Source organism: Roseibium sp. QJM3NY_11 (genome assembly GCF_056173175.1).
The window spans coordinates 2,003,902-2,020,921 of the sequence record NZ_CM149660.1 but is presented as its reverse complement, the minus strand read 5'-3'; the positions used below and the strand labels follow the sequence as shown (position 1 = coordinate 2,020,921).

The window sequence follows — 17,020 nt, the reverse complement described above, 5'->3', positions numbered from 1 at the left end:
TCCGCGCCACGCGCGGCAAGCCGCGGAGGCTTGTCCGCGCTATCGCGCGCCTGTTTTCAGGCCGGAAACCGCAATTTACCGTCCGCGTTCAAAAGAAAACCCGGCGCATCTGTACACGCCGGGTTGATCGATTGACGGAAGCGCCGCTCCGGTTCAGCCGACGAGATCGTCGAAAGTTCCCAGGATCTGTCCGACTTCGACGATCTGCTCGTCGAGCATCTGCTTCTGCTCGAGCAGGAGTTCCTGCTGCGCCCGGCAGATCTCCTGGAGTTCCTTGTACTGAGTGTCGCGCTTGGTGCTGCCTTCGACCAGTTTGATCACCTTGCGGATCTCCGCCAGGGTCAATCCGATCTTCTTTGCCTGCAGGATGACCCGCATCCGCGACACATCCCGCTCACCGTAAAAACGGCGCGCCCCCTTGCGTACGGGATTGAGAAGCCCTTTTTCCTCATAGAAGCGCAAGGTGCGGAGGGTCACCTCGAACCTTTCCGACATTTCCGAAATCGCAAGTGCGCGGTCGTCCATGACCACATCTTGTGTCGGACCAGCTATGTCCGGAATAACGACCATTTTGGTAGCTGCTTTGTTCATTTTTCTAAGCCCGATCTTGTCTTTTTTGTTCCAAGCCCGGCTGGGTCTTGCAGAGCTACCCGACGTTGCGATCCCACCTCCGGTCCGTCGGGTCCCACTAGCACGGCAAAAAACAGCTCCTTCAGCTTGAAACGCAATGCTCACCGCTTCGGAAGCCCCCACACCAAACTCACAGGAGACTAAGCCCTAGTTTAATACAACGGATTGACAGTTAAAATCTACGTGAAAATTAGAAATATTGGCGATTTTCCGCAAAAGAATCAGTGTTGTGGAAACTATTTCTCATATCCGGATAACAAGAACACAAAACTGCGAATGTTTAATTGCTTCGAATATACGTCATAATCATATAAATATTAATTATCGATAATTTAGCACCAATGAATAGACTGCATCTCAATAGACCAATCCCACCCAAGTTATCTTGAACTTCCAACAACCGGCACAGGAAAACTACTTAGTTCTCCTTTTCTTACCCCTGATATTTATTACAATTCACAAGATGTGCCCCGTTGCCACATCACTGCCGTTAAATTGACGCGCATGTGGCATTCGGTAGCAGCCTTCCCGCCATCGCACGACATTGGCTGCAAAACAGCCGGCACCGGCTGCGCCCCGCTCCCCGGAAAGGCAGCGCCGACTCGGCCGGCCACCGCCAGCGCGACGGCACATAAAGAGCACATTGTGCACTTCCTGATTGACAATTGGGCATCCAGGTTATTTCTGTCACGTGGGTGGGACGTGCAGCGCCAAAAAAGGGCGGCATGAAATCAGGGTACTCCGGAATTAAGACGAAAATGGCCGATTCGAAATCAAAAGACGCGGTGTCAGGCATGACCCCGCAACAATTCCGCCACTGGCGACGCGCGCTCGGATTGAAGCAGAAAGACGCGGCAGATCGGCTCGGGCTCAAGAAGCGCATGATCCAGTATTACGAGAAGGGCAACCGCGACGGCCGTCCGGTTGAAATTCCGAAATCCATCCGCCTGGCCTGTTACGCGCTGTCCCACGGCATCGGAGACTATGACGGTCAGGTCACGGTTCCGTTGCCCATGGAAAGCAAGGACTTCGAATAAAGTCGTGTTTCCGCCCCGGAAAACGTCTACTTCCGTCCCGGGCGGGGTTTCCTAGCGCGCTGCTTTTCCCTATAAGACGCGCTCAGCCAACACTGTCATTCACGTCAAGTCCGGGTCGGGCCGCATAACGAAAGCCGTTATCCGGACTGGCCCCTGCGAGCTGCGAGCCGAGATGCCAAAACGCACAGATATCTCTTCCATCCTGATCATTGGTGCCGGACCGATCGTTATCGGCCAGGCCTGCGAATTCGATTATTCCGGCACCCAGGCCTGCAAGGCACTGCGCGAGGAAGGCTATCGCATCATTCTGGTGAACTCGAACCCTGCGACGATCATGACGGATCCCGATCTCGCCGATGCCACCTATATCGAGCCGATCACCCCGGAGCTCGTCGCCCAGATCATCGAAAAGGAGCGCCCGGACGCGCTGCTCCCGACGATGGGTGGCCAGACTGCGCTGAACTGTGCGCTTGATCTTGAAGAGATGGGCGTTCTGGAGAAATTCGGCGTGGAAATGATCGGAGCCCGCGCCAACGTCATCGAAAAGGCGGAAGACCGCGAAAAGTTCCGGGCCGCCATGGACACCATCGGACTTGAGAACCCGCGCGCCTGCATCGCCTCCTCGCCCGCGATCCGTGACGACAACGGCCGCATCACCGGCTACGACCGCAATGCGGGATATCTGAAGGCCATGCGCGCCATCGACGAGATCGGACTGCCCGCCATTATCCGGCCGGCCTTCACTCTGGGCGGCACGGGGGGCGGTGTTGCCTACAATCGCGAGGAATACGAGGCCATCGTGCGCTCGGGCATCGACGCCTCGCCGGTCGGCCAGGTACTGATCGATGAAAGTCTGCTGGGCTGGAAGGAATACGAAATGGAAGTTGTCCGCGACACCGCGGACAATTGCATCATCATCTGTTCCATCGAGAACGTCGATCCGATGGGCGTGCACACGGGCGACAGCATCACTGTCGCTCCGGCGCTGACGCTGACGGACAAGGAATACCAGATCATGCGCGACGCCTCGATCGCGGTGCTGCGTGAGATCGGCGTCGAGACCGGCGGCTCCAACGTGCAGTTCGCGGTCGATCCGGATACCGGCCGCCTCGTTGTCATCGAGATGAACCCGCGCGTGTCGCGCTCCTCCGCCCTCGCTTCCAAGGCAACCGGCTTCCCCATCGCCAAGATCGCCGCCAAACTGGCGGTCGGCTATACGCTTGACGAACTGGAAAACGACATCACCGGCGGTGCGACGCCGGCGTCTTTCGAACCGACCATCGACTACGTCGTGACCAAGATCCCCCGGTTCGCATTCGAAAAATTCCCGGGTTCCGAAGCCACGCTGACCACCGCGATGAAATCGGTCGGAGAAGTCATGGCCATCGGCCGGACCTTCAACGAGAGTCTTCAGAAAGCGCTGCGCGGTCTGGAAACCGGCTTCAACGGACTGGACGAAGTCGAGATCCCGGGCCTCGACCAGGGCGATGACCGCAACGCCCTGCGCGCCGCCGTGTCCATCGCGACCCCCACCCGGCTCCTGAGCGTTGCCCAGGCCATGCGCCTCGGCATGAGCGTTGCAGACGTCCACCAGGCCAGCGGCATCAACACCTGGTTCCTGGAACAGATGGCCGACATCCTGGCAATGGAAGCCAGAGTGCGGAACATCGGCCTGCCCGGGGATGCGGCCAATCTGCGCAAGCTGAAATCCATGGGCTTTTCCGACACGCGCCTGGCAAGCCTTGCCGGCATGGAGGAGAGCGACGTGTTCGGGCTGCGGCAGAAACTCGATGTTCATCCGGTCTACAAGCGCATCGATACCTGCGCCGCCGAATTCGCCTCGCCGACCGCCTATATGTACTCGACCTACGAAGCACCGTTCATGGGCGCGCCCGCCTGTGAAGCTGACCCCTCGGACAGGAAGAAAGTCGTCATTCTGGGCGGCGGTCCGAACCGGATCGGCCAGGGCATCGAGTTCGACTACTGCTGCTGTCATGCCGCCTTCGCTCTGGAAGATGCCGGCTACGAGACCATCATGGTCAACTGCAACCCAGAAACCGTCTCCACGGACTATGACACTTCGGACCGGCTCTATTTTGAATCGCTGACCGGCGAGGATGTTCTGGAGATCATCCGCAAGGAACAGCAAAACGGCACCTTGCACGGGGTCATCGTCCAGTTCGGCGGCCAGACGCCGCTGAAACTGGCCCAGACACTGGTCAAGGCGGGCGTTCCGATCCTGGGCACGTCACCGGACATGATCGATCTGGCAGAAGACCGCGACCGGTTCCAGAAACTGCTGGTCAAGCTCGACCTGAAGCAGCCGGAAAACGGCATCGCCTACTCGGTCGAGCAGGGCCGCCTTATTGCCAGCCGCCTGGGCCTGCCTCTGGTTGTCCGCCCGTCCTATGTTCTGGGCGGCCGCGCCATGCAGATCATCCGGGACGAGGAGGCGCTCAACTCCTATCTGCTCGGCACCTTGCCGGAACTGGTCCCGGCGGAAGTCAGGGCTAAATATCCCAACGACAAGACCGGCCAGATCAACACCGTTCTGGGCACCAATCCGCTTCTGTTCGACCGCTACCTGGACGGAGCCATTGAGGTCGATGTCGATGCGTTGTGCGACGGCAAGGATGTCTTCGTCTGCGGCATCATGGAGCATATCGAGGAAGCCGGTATCCACTCCGGCGACAGCGCCTGCTCGCTGCCGCCCTTCTCGCTCGGCGAAGACGTGCTGGCCGAACTCAAGCGCCAGACAAGCGCGCTCGCCCTCGCGCTGGAAGTCGGCGGCCTGATGAATGTGCAATACGCCATCAGGGGCGGCGAGATCTACGTGCTGGAAGTCAATCCGCGCGCCTCTCGGACCGTGCCCTTTGTTGCCAAGACCATCGGTGTTCCGGTTGCCAAGATCGCCAGCCGAATCATGGCGGGCGAGAGCCTTGCCTCATTCAACCTGTCTGAAAAGGCCTTCAGCCACATTGCCGTGAAGGAGGCCGTGTTCCCCTTCGCCCGGTTCCCCGGCGTCGACACCATTCTCGGCCCGGAAATGCGGTCAACCGGTGAGGTCATGGGTCTCGACACCGCCTTCGGCAAGGCCTTTGCCAAGTCTCAGATCGGTTGCGGCACGGGTGTTCCCGGCGAAGGAACGGTGTTCGTTTCCATGCGCGACGAGGACAAGGCCGGTGTTGTCGAGGCGGTGCGCAATCTGGAAACGGCCGGTTTCAGCATCATCGCAACCAGCGGAACCCAGAAATTCCTGGAGCAGCAGGGCATCCCGGTGAAGAAGATAAACAAGGTCCTTGAAGGCCGTCCGCATATCGTCGATGCTATCAAGAACGGTGACGTCCAGCTTGTCTTCAACACGACCGAAGGCGCGCAGGCCATTTCCGACAGCCGGTCGATGCGCCGGGCAGCTCTCCTGAACAAGGTGCCGTTTTACACGACCCTTGCAGGGTCCGTTGCAGCGGCCAAAGGCATTGCCGCCCACAAAGCGGGGAGCCTTGAAGTAAGACCTTTACAATCCTACTTCGGCTAAGGCTAATATACTCATTGACCGGCCGGGAAAGCGCGCCTTTCCCGGCTTGGTTTGTTTTTGTTAATGCGCGGTCCTTTAAGAAGAGCAAGATAAGGACCCAATAAGCTGAAGGTCTGAGACCCATGGAAAAAGTTCCGATGACCTCCGCCGGTTACAAAATGCTTCAGGATGAACTGAAGAAGCGTACCGGGGTGGAGCGTCCGCGCATCGTTGATGCCATTGCTGAGGCACGCGCACATGGCGACTTGTCGGAAAACGCCGAATACCATGCGGCCAAGGAAGCCCAGAGCCTCAACGAAGGCCGCATCGGCGAACTGGAAGACAAGTTGTCCCGCGCTGAAGTGATCGACGTGAGCAAGCTGTCCGGCGACTTTGTCAAGTTCGGTGCGACCGTCGCCCTCATCGACGAGGATACGGAAGAGGAAAAACGGTACATGATCGTCGGCGATGTCGAGTCGGACGTGAAACAGAACAAGGTGTCGATCTCCTCGCCGATCGCACGCGCCCTGATCGGCAAGTCCGTCGGCGACAGTGTTGAGGTCGCCGCCCCGGGCGGCGCGCACTCCTACGAGATCGTCGAAATCAAGTTCGGCTGATCAGCCTCTTTTCCCGCCGCATGCGCCGTGCCTGCGGCGGAAGTCGATTTCTCCCTTTGACGTGTGTCGGTCGATCGTTAATCTGACGGTCGGCGTGGCGGAGAACAATCGAATGGTCTTTCATGCAATAGCGATCTGGCTTCTGGTGGCCTCGGTGCCCTTGTGGGTCTATCGGTGGATCGTCTATGTCGGGCTGAACGCCCGGGAGCGGGCGATCTTCAGGCGGCTTGTGACCGGCCGGGCGGAAAGTGCCTTCCGATTCGGTGCGCGTGTGTTCGGGTTTCTGGTGGTCCTGGCATCCGCCGTGATGCTGCTGGTCTATACTCTGCGCTATCTGAAGCAGGGATCGATCGAGATCGGCGCCTTCAAGGAGACCTTCCGGGGCCGCCTGTATTCGGGGATGGACCCGCTCGATCAGGCACTGAACTCATACCACTACGAGCAGTCCCTGCCGATTGCAGTTCTGACCACATGCCTGCTGCTTTCCGTTGCGTTCACCCTGGTTGCCGCCGCCTTGCGGGACATCTCCATTCTCGGCCGTCTGCGCCGGAAGCTGAAGAAACTTCAGACCCGTCTGGGAACAGAAATGCCCACATAGCGTCTGCGCCCTTGCGCGCGCGCCGGACCGGTCAGTCGATCGGCACCACCGGTTCGTCCTTGGTGCGCCGGATCGTCAGCGCGGTGCGCACGCTGTCCACATTTGTTGCTGCGGTCAGATCGCGGATGATGAAATTCTGGAACGTCTGCAGGTCGGGTGACACGCATTTCAGCAGGAAATCGACCTCGCCGGACAACATGTAGCTCTCGCGCACCAGCGGCCAGCTCTGCACCGTCTGCTCGAACGCAATCAGATCGGCTTCGGTCTGGCTGTGCAGCCCGACCATGGCAAAAGCGGTCACATCGTAACCCAGCTGTTTTTCATCGAGCAGGGTGCGGTAGCCCAGAATGAGCCCCGCCTCTTCCAGGGCCCGGACGCGGCGAAGACAGGGAGGCGCGGAAATGCCGACCCGCCGGGCCAGCTCCACGTTGGTCATCCGGCCGTCCTCTTGCAATTCTTTCAGAATCTGCCAGTCAATGGCATCGAGCCGCGCTTTCAAACCAGTCTCCTTCGAACTTCACACTTGACCGGGATGGACATCATTGCCACCGGAACGGTCTGCGTCTTGCGGGATCAGAGAGTCCCGCGCTAACGTGTGCTTCCGGTGCCGAGTTATGATTTTTTGCGCGGTTGTGCAAGACTATAACAAAATTGCGCACGATTTCGAAAGATTACGACAGGGGACGTTCTCCGGACATGCCGATTTCTCGGGAGACCGCCCAGCCGACCGTCTGGATCGTGACAGATGGAAAGGCCGGAGACCTGGCACAATGCGTCGGGGTCGCCGACGCGCTCGGCTTTGCCCGTGAAATCCGGCAGGTCGCGCCCCGGCCACCATTTTCCTGGTGGCTTCCGTTCGGACCGACGGATCCCAGGGAATGGGAAAGCCGTCCCGGCAGTCCGCTCACGCCCCCCTATCCGGACATTGCCATTGCCTCGGGCCGGCGCGCGGCCGGATATCTGCGCCGGATCAGGCACAGGTCCGGTGGCCGGACCTTTACCGTCTTTCTGAAGGACCCGCGCACCGGCCCCAATGCGGCCGATCTGATCTGGGTGCCCGAGCACGACAGCCTGCGAGGCCGCAATGTCCTGGTCACCCCGACCTCGCCGCACCGGTTTTCCAGGGAAAAGCTCCGTGAACTGCGTTCCCTGTCCGCGCCGGAAATCGACCGGCTGAAGAAACCGCGCGTGGCGGTGCTGGTCGGCGGCGACAGCCGTCACCACAAGTTCACCGAGGATGACCAGCTCCGGCTCCTGAACGGCCTGCGCGGGCTGGCGGAGGCGGAGGCAGCGGGCCTGATGATCACGGCGTCACGCCGCACGCCCCCGGCCCTCGCCTACGGCCTCGCCAGCCTCGCCAAGTCGGGCGGCCATCTCTATTGGAACGGCACCGAGCCGAATCCGCTCGGACTTTACCTGGCCAGGGCGAATGCGATCGTCGCAACAGCCGATTCCACCAACATGATCGGTGAAGCTGTGGCGACCGGAAAACCTGTTCATGTCTTTCATCCGAACGGCGGCCACAACAAGATCAACCGGTTTTTGGGAAATTTGCAGCGCCTTGGTGCCATTCACCCCTTCCCAGGCCCGCTGAAAACCACTACCTACGAGCCGATAGATGCCACCCCCGTCATCGCGGAGCGCATTCTTGCGGACTACGCGGTATTCCGGCGGCAACAGGAACAGGCGAATTGCCTCACGGACATTCATCCGGATTTGCCGGATTTGCCGGATCTGAATGAGCGTCCGGAAGCGGATCGGCCTTGAGACGACAGAACATCGGACATTCGCAAGGATGCACGATATTCCGGGAAACGACTGCCGGTGTCATGACCGGTACATACGACAGGACAAGGGTGCGCCCATGAGCACGAAACACAGCAAACTTCTGATCATCGGCTCCGGCCCGGCCGGCTACACAGCGGCGATCTATGCCGCTCGTGCCATGATCGAACCGACCCTCGTCGCCGGCATTCAACCGGGCGGCCAGCTGACAATTACGACCGATGTCGAGAACTATCCCGGTTTCGCCGACCCGATCATGGGTCCGTGGCTGATGGAACAGATGCAGAAGCAGGCGGAAAACGTCGGCACCCGGATAGTCTACGACACCATCGTCAAGGCCGACCTTTCCAGTCGTCCATTCCGTCTGGAGGCCGACAGCGGCACGGTCTTCACCACCGACACCCTGGTGATCGCGACCGGCGCCCAGGCCCGCTGGCTCGGCCTGGCGTCCGAACAGGACTACATGGGCGCGGGCGTCTCGGCCTGCGCGACCTGCGACGGTTTTTTCTACCGCAACAAGGAAGTCGTGGTGGTCGGCGGCGGCAACACCGCTGTCGAGGAGGCGCTCTATCTCGCCAATCTTGCCTCAAAGGTGACCCTTGTGCACCGGCGCGACAGCTTGCGGTCGGAGAAGATCCTGCAGGAGCGCCTGTTCCGCAATCCGAAGATCGAGGTCATCTGGGACTCCCAGGTCGACGAGATTCTGGGCGGTGGCACGCCCAAGGCCGTCACCGGAGTACGGTTGAAAAACACCAGAACCGGCGCGCTTCAGGAGATTTCCACAGATGGTGTGTTCATCGCCATCGGACATGCACCGTCGGTCGAACTGTTCAAGGATCAGTTGACGCTGAAGCCGAACGGCTACCTGGAAACCGCGTCGGATTCCACCAGAACCACGATCCCGGGCGTCTTCGCGGCCGGTGACGTCACCGACGACATTTATCGTCAGGCGGTCACGGCCGCCGGCATGGGCTGCATGGCCGCGCTTGAAGCAGAGAAGTTTCTGGCCGAACATGAAGTGACATCGGAAAAACAGGCGGCCGAGTAAGGCCGCCAACGGTCGCACGGCGGAAATCGTCCTGCGGAGGGGCACGCATGGATTGGGACAAGTTGCGCATCTTTCATGCGGCCGCGCAGGCCGGCAGTTTCACACATGCCGGCGACGCGCTCCACATGAGCCAGTCCGCGGTCAGCCGGCAGGTCAGCGCCCTGGAACACGATCTGGGCGTGTCCCTGTTCCACCGCCATGCCCGTGGCCTGCTTCTGACGGAACAGGGCGAACTGCTTTATCGCACCGCCAGCGACGTTCTGATGAAGCTGGAAGCCGTCCAGTCCAGTCTGACAGACAGCAAGGAAAAGCCTTCGGGCGCATTGAGAGTGACCACAACGGTCGGTCTCGGCTCCACATGGCTGACCTCCCGGATCAAGAATTTCATCGACCTTTATCCGGATGTCGACCTGCATCTGCTGTTCGATGACGACGAACTGGATCTGGGCATGCGTGAGGCCAACGTCGCCATTCGCCTGCGCCAGCCGACCCAGCCCGACCTGATCCAGCGCAAGCTGTTCACCGTGCATTTCCACGTCTATGCGGCGCCGGAATACCTGCAGAGGTTTGGCGCGCCCCAGTCCATCGACGATCTCGACAATCACCGCATTGTCACTTTCGGCGAGCAGGCGCCCGCCTATCTCCGGTCCATGAACTGGCTGGAGACCGCAGGCCGCTCGGCAACGAGCCCCCGCCGGTCCGTGCTGAAGGCCAACAACATCGTCGCGATCAAGCGGGCGGTGCTGTCCGGGGTCGGCATTGCCATGCTGCCGGACTACATCATCGACATGGCCACCAATCTCGTGCCGGTCATGACCGGACAGGAAGACAAGGTGCCCTCCTTCGACACCTATTTCGTCTATCCGTCCGAACTCAAGAACACGGCCCGCGTTACCGCATTCCGGGAATTTCTGCTGACCAGCGCTGAAAAGTGGACCTATTAGAGCCTGTCGCGTTCAAACCGATTTCCGGTTCCGGGAAAGCGCCCGAGGCAACATTCGCGGTGCAATTGCTGTCGCGCGATTTCCTTCAATTGAATTCAATGCGACATGCGCGAGCTCCCCGGTCGGGAGGATCGGAATCGGATCAGAAACTAGGCATGCCCAAACATGCGCCCTTCATGAAAAGGGGCTTTTCTCCCGTCCAACCACTGTTTTTTTACCCGGTGTTAAACTTTTTTCGGGTTTGACGGGCACGGCAAGATCGACCCAAGATATTGAAAAAATGAAGATTTTATCTGATAAAGTGACTGGAAAGTCATGATCTGCATTAAACGCATAGCAGATACCCACCCCTGCCTCTTGTTTATGCGACTTGTGCACTGCATATAAGCATCACTGTTGGTCACACGGGCATCACGTCCTCCTCCCAGTGATGTCCAGACCAGCTGTTCCCCTCTGGAAGGTGATTCTACTGTTTTCAGTGAATCAAACAGACTGCCGGGTCTCTTGAGACCCGGCTCTTTTTTTGTCTGCACCGCAGTGCGGCATGGCGGAGGAGACATTCCCTACATGTAGAGAAGCTCGCCTTTCATGCCCTTGTAGAGATGGGCGACCTGCTCTTCATAGCCGTTGAACAGCAGTGTCGTGCGGCGCTCGTCCGTTCCCAGCAGCTTTTCCGACGCCTGCGGCCAGCGCCGGTGCGGCACGGACGGGTTCACATTGGCCCAGAAGCCGTATTCCTTCGGCTGGATTTCCTCCCAGAAGCTCACCGGCCGCTGGTCGGTGAACGTGATCCTCACCACCGACTTGATCGACTTGAAACCGTATTTCCACGGGCTGACCAGGCGCACCGGAGCACCGAACTGATTGGCCAGCGGCTTGCCGTAGACACCTGTGGCCATGAACGCCAGCTCGTTGGTGGCCTCCTCAAGCGTCAGTCCTTCCACATAGGGCCAGGGATACCAGGACTGTTTCTGCCCGCTTGCAACGGATGGGTCGTGAAACGTTTCGAAGCGCAGGTATTTCGCGCCGGTCTGCGGACCCGCGAGCCTGACCAGATCGGCAAGCGCAAATCCGGACCAGGGCACGGCCATCGACCACGCCTCGACGCAACGATGCCGGTAGAGACGTTCTTCGAGCGGCATTTTTGCCAGAAGATCGTCGATGCCGATCGTTTGCGGATTGTCGATCAGCCCGTCCAGCGTCACCGTCCAGGGGCGGATTTTCAAATCCTGCGCCGCGGACCAGATCTGCTTGTGAGAGCCGAACTCATAGAAATTGTTGTACTTGGAAGCAACGTCCTCGTCCGTCAGGTCCCGGTCGAGCTGGAAGGCCGGATTGCGCTGCACCGGATAGAGCCCCGCACTCGGATCGTCTTCGGCGAAGGCCGGGCGCACGCCGAGACCGCTGCCGAGCAATGCGCCACCGCCGACAAGGCCCGCCAGGATCTGCCGCCGGTTCAGGAAGATGTGCTCTGGGGTTGCCTCACGTTCGGGGAGTTCCCAGCTGCGCCGTTTCAAAATATTCATCTCAAGTCTCCCGTTTGTCCCGGAGGAAACCGGAAACGTCCATCAATGGCAAATAACGCCCTGGTGACCGGCAAAGGGCGGCGCAGCGGACCGTCGCCCCGGCAGGCTCACGCAGCCTGTTTCCCCGAGCGCTGCAGTGCCAGCGCCGCCGCCTTGCCGGACAGTTCGGACAGGTGGTCGAAATGCGCCGTGTAACTGGCCACACCGGCCGTTGCCGAGCGCAGCTCGACAATCAGGTCGCCGATCTCCGCTTCCGGCATCAGGGCCTGAACCTCGTCCCAGCCGGGCCAGCCGGGCCGGGCGTCGAAGCCGAGCAATTGACCCCGCCTTGCGGACACGATGGCGTTGACCCTGGCCGTCGTGTCGCTGGGACAGGCGATCACCACCTTGTGGACCGGCTCCAGCAGCACCGGTTTGCAATCCGGCAATCCTTCCCGGATCGCCTGGATCCCGGCCATCTTGAACGCCTGGTCGGAACTGTCGACGGAATGATAGGATCCATCGGTCAGACACACCCCGATGTCGACCACCGGAAATCCGAGCGGTCCTTGCCTCAGGGCGTCCAGGACACCGTCCCTGACCGACGCGATATACTGTTTCGGAACGACGCCTCCGGAAATCGTGTCGGTGAACTGGACACCCTCGCCGCGCGGCAGCGGTCCGATCTCGAGAACCACATCCCCGAACTGGCCATGTCCGCCGGACTGCTTCTTGTGCCGGCCGCGCACCTTTGTGCTCGACCTGATCGTTTCCGCGTAGGGGACATGCGGCGCATGCTCGGCGATGTCCATCCCGTATTTGCCCGCGAGCCGCTCCTGCGCGACCCTGAGATGCATCTCGCCCTGCCCGGACAGAAGCGTTTCGGCTGTGGTCTGGTTCTGGCTGACCGTCAGCGACCGGTCTTCTTCCACCAGCTTTGCAAGCGCGGTGGAAAGACGGACCTCGTCCTTGCGCTGCGAGGCGGAAATGGCCGATGCTAGGACCGGACAGCGCTGTTCGAATTCCTCGAGGCTGGAGGTCCTGCCCGGTTCGAAACACAGAAGATCGCCGGTCTGCACATCGTCCAGCCTGCCCAGGGCCACCAGCTCCCCCTTGCCCGCGGTCGCGATCTTGATGGCCTGCTGGCCGAAAACCGAAAAAAGACCCGACACCTTGATTTCGCTGTCGCCGTTCAGGAACAGGCTGTCGCCGTCGCACACTTCCCCGTCCAGAACACGCGCAATCGACAGCTTGCCGCCATGCTGCGTATGCAGCGTCTTGACCACCTGCAGCGCCTTGCGTTTCCGGGTGCCGAGAATCCGGCGCGCCAACAGGTCGACGCCGGGCCCTTCGTGGCGCAATGCCTTCAGCAGCCGGCCGACGCCGTTGCCATGCTCGGCGGAGCCGAAAAACACCGGGCAGATCAGACCGTCCCGCATCTCGTTGACAAGATCGGCGAACACCTGGTCCCGGTCGGGCGCGATGTCCTCCAGCAGGGCCTCCATCAGATCGTCGTCGTGATCGGCGAGATGCTCCAGCATGGTGAAACGGGCTTCATGTTCACGAAGCCTGTCTTCGTCGGACATGTCGATCCGGCTGCTCGGCTCCTTGTCGTGGTAGACGTGGGCCCGTTCCAGCGCCAGATCGATGAAGCCCGCTGCCTGACCCTCTTCCCAGATCGGGATCTGCCTGAGCACCAGCGGCACGGCGGACGCCGGCTGCAGAAGGCTCAGGACATCGCGCACCCTGCGGGTGCTCTTGTCGATCTTGTTCAAAAACAAAACCCGCGGAATGGCGCGGGCTTCAAGGGCTTTCAGGATAAGCTGCAAGGCGGGAACCTTGCGCTCGTCGTCCTCCGCCACGACGACGGCCACATCCGCACCGCTGAGGGCCCCGTCCATTTCGCTCAGGAATTCGACCGATCCCGGACAGTCCACAAAGACGAACCTGTCGCCGAGATAGTCGGTATCGGCGATATTCAGTTCAACGCTCATGCCATGCGCGCGGGCTTCCGGCGCGCCGTCTCCGACCGTGTTGCCGGCCGCGACCGTTCCCTGTCGGGCCACCTTGTCCGTGCGCGCCAGCAACGCCTCCAGGAGGCTGGTCTTGCCGCTGCCGTACGGTCCGACCAGGGCGATACAGCGCGGCGTGGTGCCGGCTGACGAGTCCTTCTCATGTGTGTTGATTGCCATATTGAGCCTCCCGTTGGTTCGAGGATATCCTCGACACAACGCGGCACGGCCCCATGCAACGGACGCGGGCCCGCCGCGTCTCGCCCCGTTGGGATCGAAGACAGGCGGTCAGGCGCTTCTGGTCGCACCGGACCCCGGATGTCGGTCGTTCGACCCTGGGCGGTCTTGCATGGTCGCGCCAATGCCGCGAGTAACGCAAGGGAATCTTACGCCGCAGCGCAGCATTCCGGGGCTCTCCCGAGTTTTCACGCAATCCTGCCGTCACCCGTCAGGATCGTTGCAATAATCCGGAAATTTGTCTTTGGCCCGTCGGCGGCAGTTGAGACAAGAAGGGGGTGGCAATGCAGGCGCTGCGCACTAGTTTCTTGAGTTCACGGAACAGGCAAGCCGGATGGAGAAACCTTGGTGAAACGCCCCCTGGTCATACTGACCGCTCTGCTGGCGATTGTGCTGGCCGGGCAGGCCGCCGCGCAGAACAACACTTTGCGCGGCTTGACCAATTCCAGCCCGAACCGGTTGCCCTCCGCCCAGCAGCAGCTCAACCAGAACCTGAACCAGCAGAAGTCGGATTTCTCGACGCGCCGACAGCTCGAAGGCGCCAACAAGCTGAACCGGACCGATCAGATCAATCGGCTCAACACGCGGCCGGACACATCGCAGACGCCGTGCCCGGCGGGCAATGAAGCCTGCCGGGAGCGGAATTGACGCCGGGCCGGTCATAAGACCTGTGCGTCAGTTGATCTGTTCCAGGGTCAGCTTGCTGACACCAAGCGTCAGGTTGGTGCCGGTCTGGCTTTCCAGGCTGAACGGATTGAGTGCGATCGAGCGATCGAACCCGCCAAGCAGGGCATTGGCCTTGATCCCGGCACCGACGCTCGCCCCGGCGGTCAGCCCGCCGTAGGTTCCGGCGAGAAGCCCCGGCTTGCGGTTGGCCGATGGTGCCAGAACACCCCAGACCAGGGTCGCCTCTTCGGTCTTGCCGATGTCGAGCCCATACTCGCGGACCTTGCCGTTGTAATATTCCACCGGACCGCCATCAACCGGAGCAAAGCTGCAGCCGAGCGTGGCCGAAGAGCCGACAATGAAGCTGTGTTCGCCTTCCACAAGGCAGCGCAATGTTCCGACCTCTACCTTCGGGCTGTCCCCGGCGGCCAGGGCCGGTGCCGCGGTACCAAGCAGCGCGGCGGCAACAACTGATGTCAGAAAACGCATTTCGAAAAACTCCCAATCAGGTACAGAACCGCCGCGGGCCTCATTGCCGGCGGCCGGGTCTGTGACCTCGTGGGATATGGTCATTCATCGCGTCAAAATCGCGGCGGTTTCAGATTAAATTTCGGTCATGGCGAAACGTCCCTGCTCAGGTCCACGGCGGCGCGAAATGAGCTCCTTCCCTGACGAAAAAAGGGCCGCCCAAGGGCCGCCCATGCGGCGCTTCAGCTTGTTGACAGGTTCTCAGTCGGTCATTCCGGACAAGTGCAGCGAAGCTGCGCGCTGATCCGGAACCTGGCGCATCAGCGCGAGCGAAGGCGAGCACCGGAGCAATTCAAACATCTGAAATCATTATTAAAGACGCGCCTGCGGCGCGAAATAATCGCTGGATTCCGGCTCTGGCCATGCAGCTGCGCTGCAGACCGGCCGGAATGACCCACGTGAGTTTGTCAGCAGTCTGAAGGGCCGCGCATGCGGCCCTTCTCGATCCGTTCCGGCAACCACTGCCTATTTCAGGTTGCCGCAGAAACGCTGGATGCGGGTGCAGGCTTCTTCCAGGGTTTCTGTCGAGGTCGCGTAGGAAACCCGGAAATTCGGGCCAAGGCCGAACGCCGAACCGTGAACCACAGCAACGCCTTCGGCTTCCAGCAGCTCCGAGACGAAATCCTCGTCGTTCTCGAGCACCTTGCCCGACGGCGCGGTCTTGCCGATGGTCCCGGCACAGGACGGGAACACGTAGAACGCGCCTTCCGGAACCGGGCAGGTCAGGCCGTTCGCCTGGTTGAGCATCGACACGACCAGATCGCGCCGGCCCTTGAAGATCTCGTTGTTCTTCGGAATGAAGTCCTGGGATCCGTTCAGCGCCTCGACGGCGGCCCATTGTGCGATCGAGCACGGATTGGAGGTCGACTGGGACTGCACCTTGGCCATGGCCTTGATCAGCTCCGCCGGACCGCCCGCATAACCGATCCGCCAGCCGGTCATCGCATAGGCCTTGGAGACGCCGTTAACCGTCAGCGTACGCTCGTAGAGAGACGGCTCGACCTGGGCAGGTGTCGTGAACTTGAAATCGTCATAGACCAGGTGCTCATACATGTCGTCGGTCATGATCCAGACCTGCGGATGCTTGACCAGCACCGCGCACAGCGCCTTCAGCTCGTCTTCCGAATAGGCGGCACCGGACGGATTGGACGGCGAGTTGAAGATCAGCCATTTGGTCCGCGGCGTGATCGCCGCGTCCAGCGCTTCCGGCGTGATCTTGAAGGTCGACTTGTCCGCTTCCACGATCACCGGCTCACCCCCGGCCAGCAGCACCATGTCCGGATAGCTGACCCAGTAGGGAGTCGGGATAATGACCTCGTCACCGGGGTTCAGTGTCGCGATCAGCGCATTGTAGAGCACCTGCTTGCCACCGGTGCCGACGGTGATCTGGCTGGTCTGGTAGGTCAGCCCGTTTTCCCGCTTGAACTTGTCGGCAATGGCCGCCTTCAGTTCCGGAATGCCGTCGACCGCGGTGTATTTGGTCTTGCCGTTGTTGATGGCCTCGATGGCGGCCGCCTTGATGTTGTCGGGGGTGTCGAAGTCCGGCTCGCCAGCGCCCAGGCCGATGACGTCACGGCCTGCGGCTTTCAGTTCGCGCGCCTTGTTGGTGACGGCGATGGTCGCAGATGGTTGAACACGCGCCAATGCGTCAGCAAGAAAGCCCATAATGTCCTCCAGGGGAAACGGGAATAACAGCGCGCGGACCCTAGAACTGTGCGCTGCGGAAGACAAGGCCCAATGGGTAATTCTGTCGAGTCGGCGAACAAATAATGCCCGTCGGCCCGGGACCAGACGTCACCGGCGCACGGCCGGGTTCGGAGACCGTTCGGCGGCACCGGCCGATTGGTCCGGGAAGGACCAGCCTTGACGCAGCAACTTCATTGACTTCATGATCAACTG

14 protein-coding genes are annotated in these 17,020 nt (G+C 60.7%); 8 read left to right on the top strand and 6 right to left on the bottom strand.

What is annotated here, in order from left to right; translation table 11 throughout:
* Positions 1-153: 153 nt before the first annotated feature.
* Positions 154-591, bottom strand: a complete 438-nt coding sequence (locus AC0VX3_RS09245) for a MerR family transcriptional regulator (protein WP_342895332.1) — start codon at positions 589-591, stop codon at positions 154-156.
* Positions 592-1,424: 833 nt separating this feature from the next.
* Between AC0VX3_RS09245 and AC0VX3_RS09240 the strand changes: the two genes are divergently transcribed.
* The 4 genes from AC0VX3_RS09240 to AC0VX3_RS09225 all read left to right on the top strand — a co-directional run bounded on the left by AC0VX3_RS09240 (position 1,425) and on the right by AC0VX3_RS09225 (position 6,396).
* Positions 1,425-1,667, top strand: coding sequence for a helix-turn-helix domain-containing protein (locus AC0VX3_RS09240; protein WP_342895333.1), 243 nt, complete (start codon positions 1,425-1,427; stop codon positions 1,665-1,667).
* Positions 1,668-1,839: 172 nt separating this feature from the next.
* On the top strand, positions 1,840-5,202 hold the full coding sequence (gene carB, locus AC0VX3_RS09235; protein ID WP_475524459.1) for a carbamoyl-phosphate synthase large subunit: 3,363 nt from the start codon (positions 1,840-1,842) through the stop codon (positions 5,200-5,202).
* Positions 5,203-5,324: 122 nt separating this feature from the next.
* On the top strand, positions 5,325-5,798 hold the full coding sequence (gene greA, locus AC0VX3_RS09230) for a transcription elongation factor GreA (protein ID WP_342895335.1): 474 nt from the start codon (positions 5,325-5,327) through the stop codon (positions 5,796-5,798).
* A gap of 112 nt (positions 5,799-5,910) precedes the next feature.
* Positions 5,911-6,396: a hypothetical protein gene (locus tag AC0VX3_RS09225; RefSeq protein ID WP_475524458.1), complete on the top strand. Its 486-nt coding sequence runs from the start codon at positions 5,911-5,913 to the stop codon at positions 6,394-6,396.
* A 31-nt stretch (positions 6,397-6,427) separates the two neighbouring features.
* Here the strand turns inward: AC0VX3_RS09225 and AC0VX3_RS09220 are convergent, their stop codons facing one another.
* Positions 6,428-6,895 (bottom strand): Lrp/AsnC family transcriptional regulator, encoded by a 468-nt coding sequence (locus tag AC0VX3_RS09220; protein ID WP_342895337.1) that lies wholly within the window; start codon positions 6,893-6,895, stop codon positions 6,428-6,430.
* Positions 6,896-7,092: 197 nt separating this feature from the next.
* Here AC0VX3_RS09220 and AC0VX3_RS09215 point away from each other — a divergent pair, with 197 nt between their 5' ends.
* The 3 genes from AC0VX3_RS09215 (at position 7,093) to AC0VX3_RS09205 (ending at position 10,173) form a co-directional block, all read left to right on the top strand.
* Positions 7,093-8,163, top strand: a complete 1,071-nt coding sequence (locus AC0VX3_RS09215) for a mitochondrial fission ELM1 family protein (protein ID WP_475524457.1) — start codon at positions 7,093-7,095, stop codon at positions 8,161-8,163.
* Between the two features lie 97 nt (positions 8,164-8,260).
* Positions 8,261-9,229 (top strand): thioredoxin-disulfide reductase, encoded by a 969-nt coding sequence (trxB, locus tag AC0VX3_RS09210; protein WP_475524456.1) that lies wholly within the window; start codon positions 8,261-8,263, stop codon positions 9,227-9,229.
* Positions 9,230-9,276: 47 nt separating this feature from the next.
* Positions 9,277-10,173 carry a LysR family transcriptional regulator gene (locus AC0VX3_RS09205; RefSeq protein WP_475524455.1) on the top strand — a complete coding sequence of 299 codons (897 nt, stop codon included), beginning with the start codon at positions 9,277-9,279 and terminating at the stop codon, positions 10,171-10,173.
* A 563-nt stretch (positions 10,174-10,736) separates the two neighbouring features.
* On the opposite strand, the gene msrP is transcribed toward AC0VX3_RS09205, so the two are convergent.
* Positions 10,737-11,699 (bottom strand): protein-methionine-sulfoxide reductase catalytic subunit MsrP, encoded by a 963-nt coding sequence (msrP, locus tag AC0VX3_RS09200; protein ID WP_475524454.1) that lies wholly within the window; start codon positions 11,697-11,699, stop codon positions 10,737-10,739.
* A gap of 107 nt (positions 11,700-11,806) precedes the next feature.
* Entirely contained in the window at positions 11,807-13,870 is a 2,064-nt protein-coding gene (locus tag AC0VX3_RS09195; RefSeq protein ID WP_475524453.1) for an elongation factor G, read from the bottom strand.
* Between the two features lie 405 nt (positions 13,871-14,275).
* Here AC0VX3_RS09195 and AC0VX3_RS09190 point away from each other — a divergent pair, with 405 nt between their 5' ends.
* Positions 14,276-14,575: a hypothetical protein gene (locus AC0VX3_RS09190; protein ID WP_475524452.1), complete on the top strand. Its 300-nt coding sequence runs from the start codon at positions 14,276-14,278 to the stop codon at positions 14,573-14,575.
* Positions 14,576-14,602: 27 nt separating this feature from the next.
* Here AC0VX3_RS09190 and AC0VX3_RS09185 read toward each other — a convergent pair whose 3' ends face one another.
* Positions 14,603-15,082 (bottom strand): DUF992 domain-containing protein, encoded by a 480-nt coding sequence (locus tag AC0VX3_RS09185; RefSeq protein ID WP_475524451.1) that lies wholly within the window; start codon positions 15,080-15,082, stop codon positions 14,603-14,605.
* Positions 15,083-15,586: 504 nt separating this feature from the next.
* A complete protein-coding gene (locus tag AC0VX3_RS09180; protein WP_475524450.1) occupies positions 15,587-16,786 on the bottom strand; it encodes a pyridoxal phosphate-dependent aminotransferase in 1,200 nt (399 codons plus the stop codon).
* Positions 16,787-17,020: the final 234 nt, after the last annotated feature.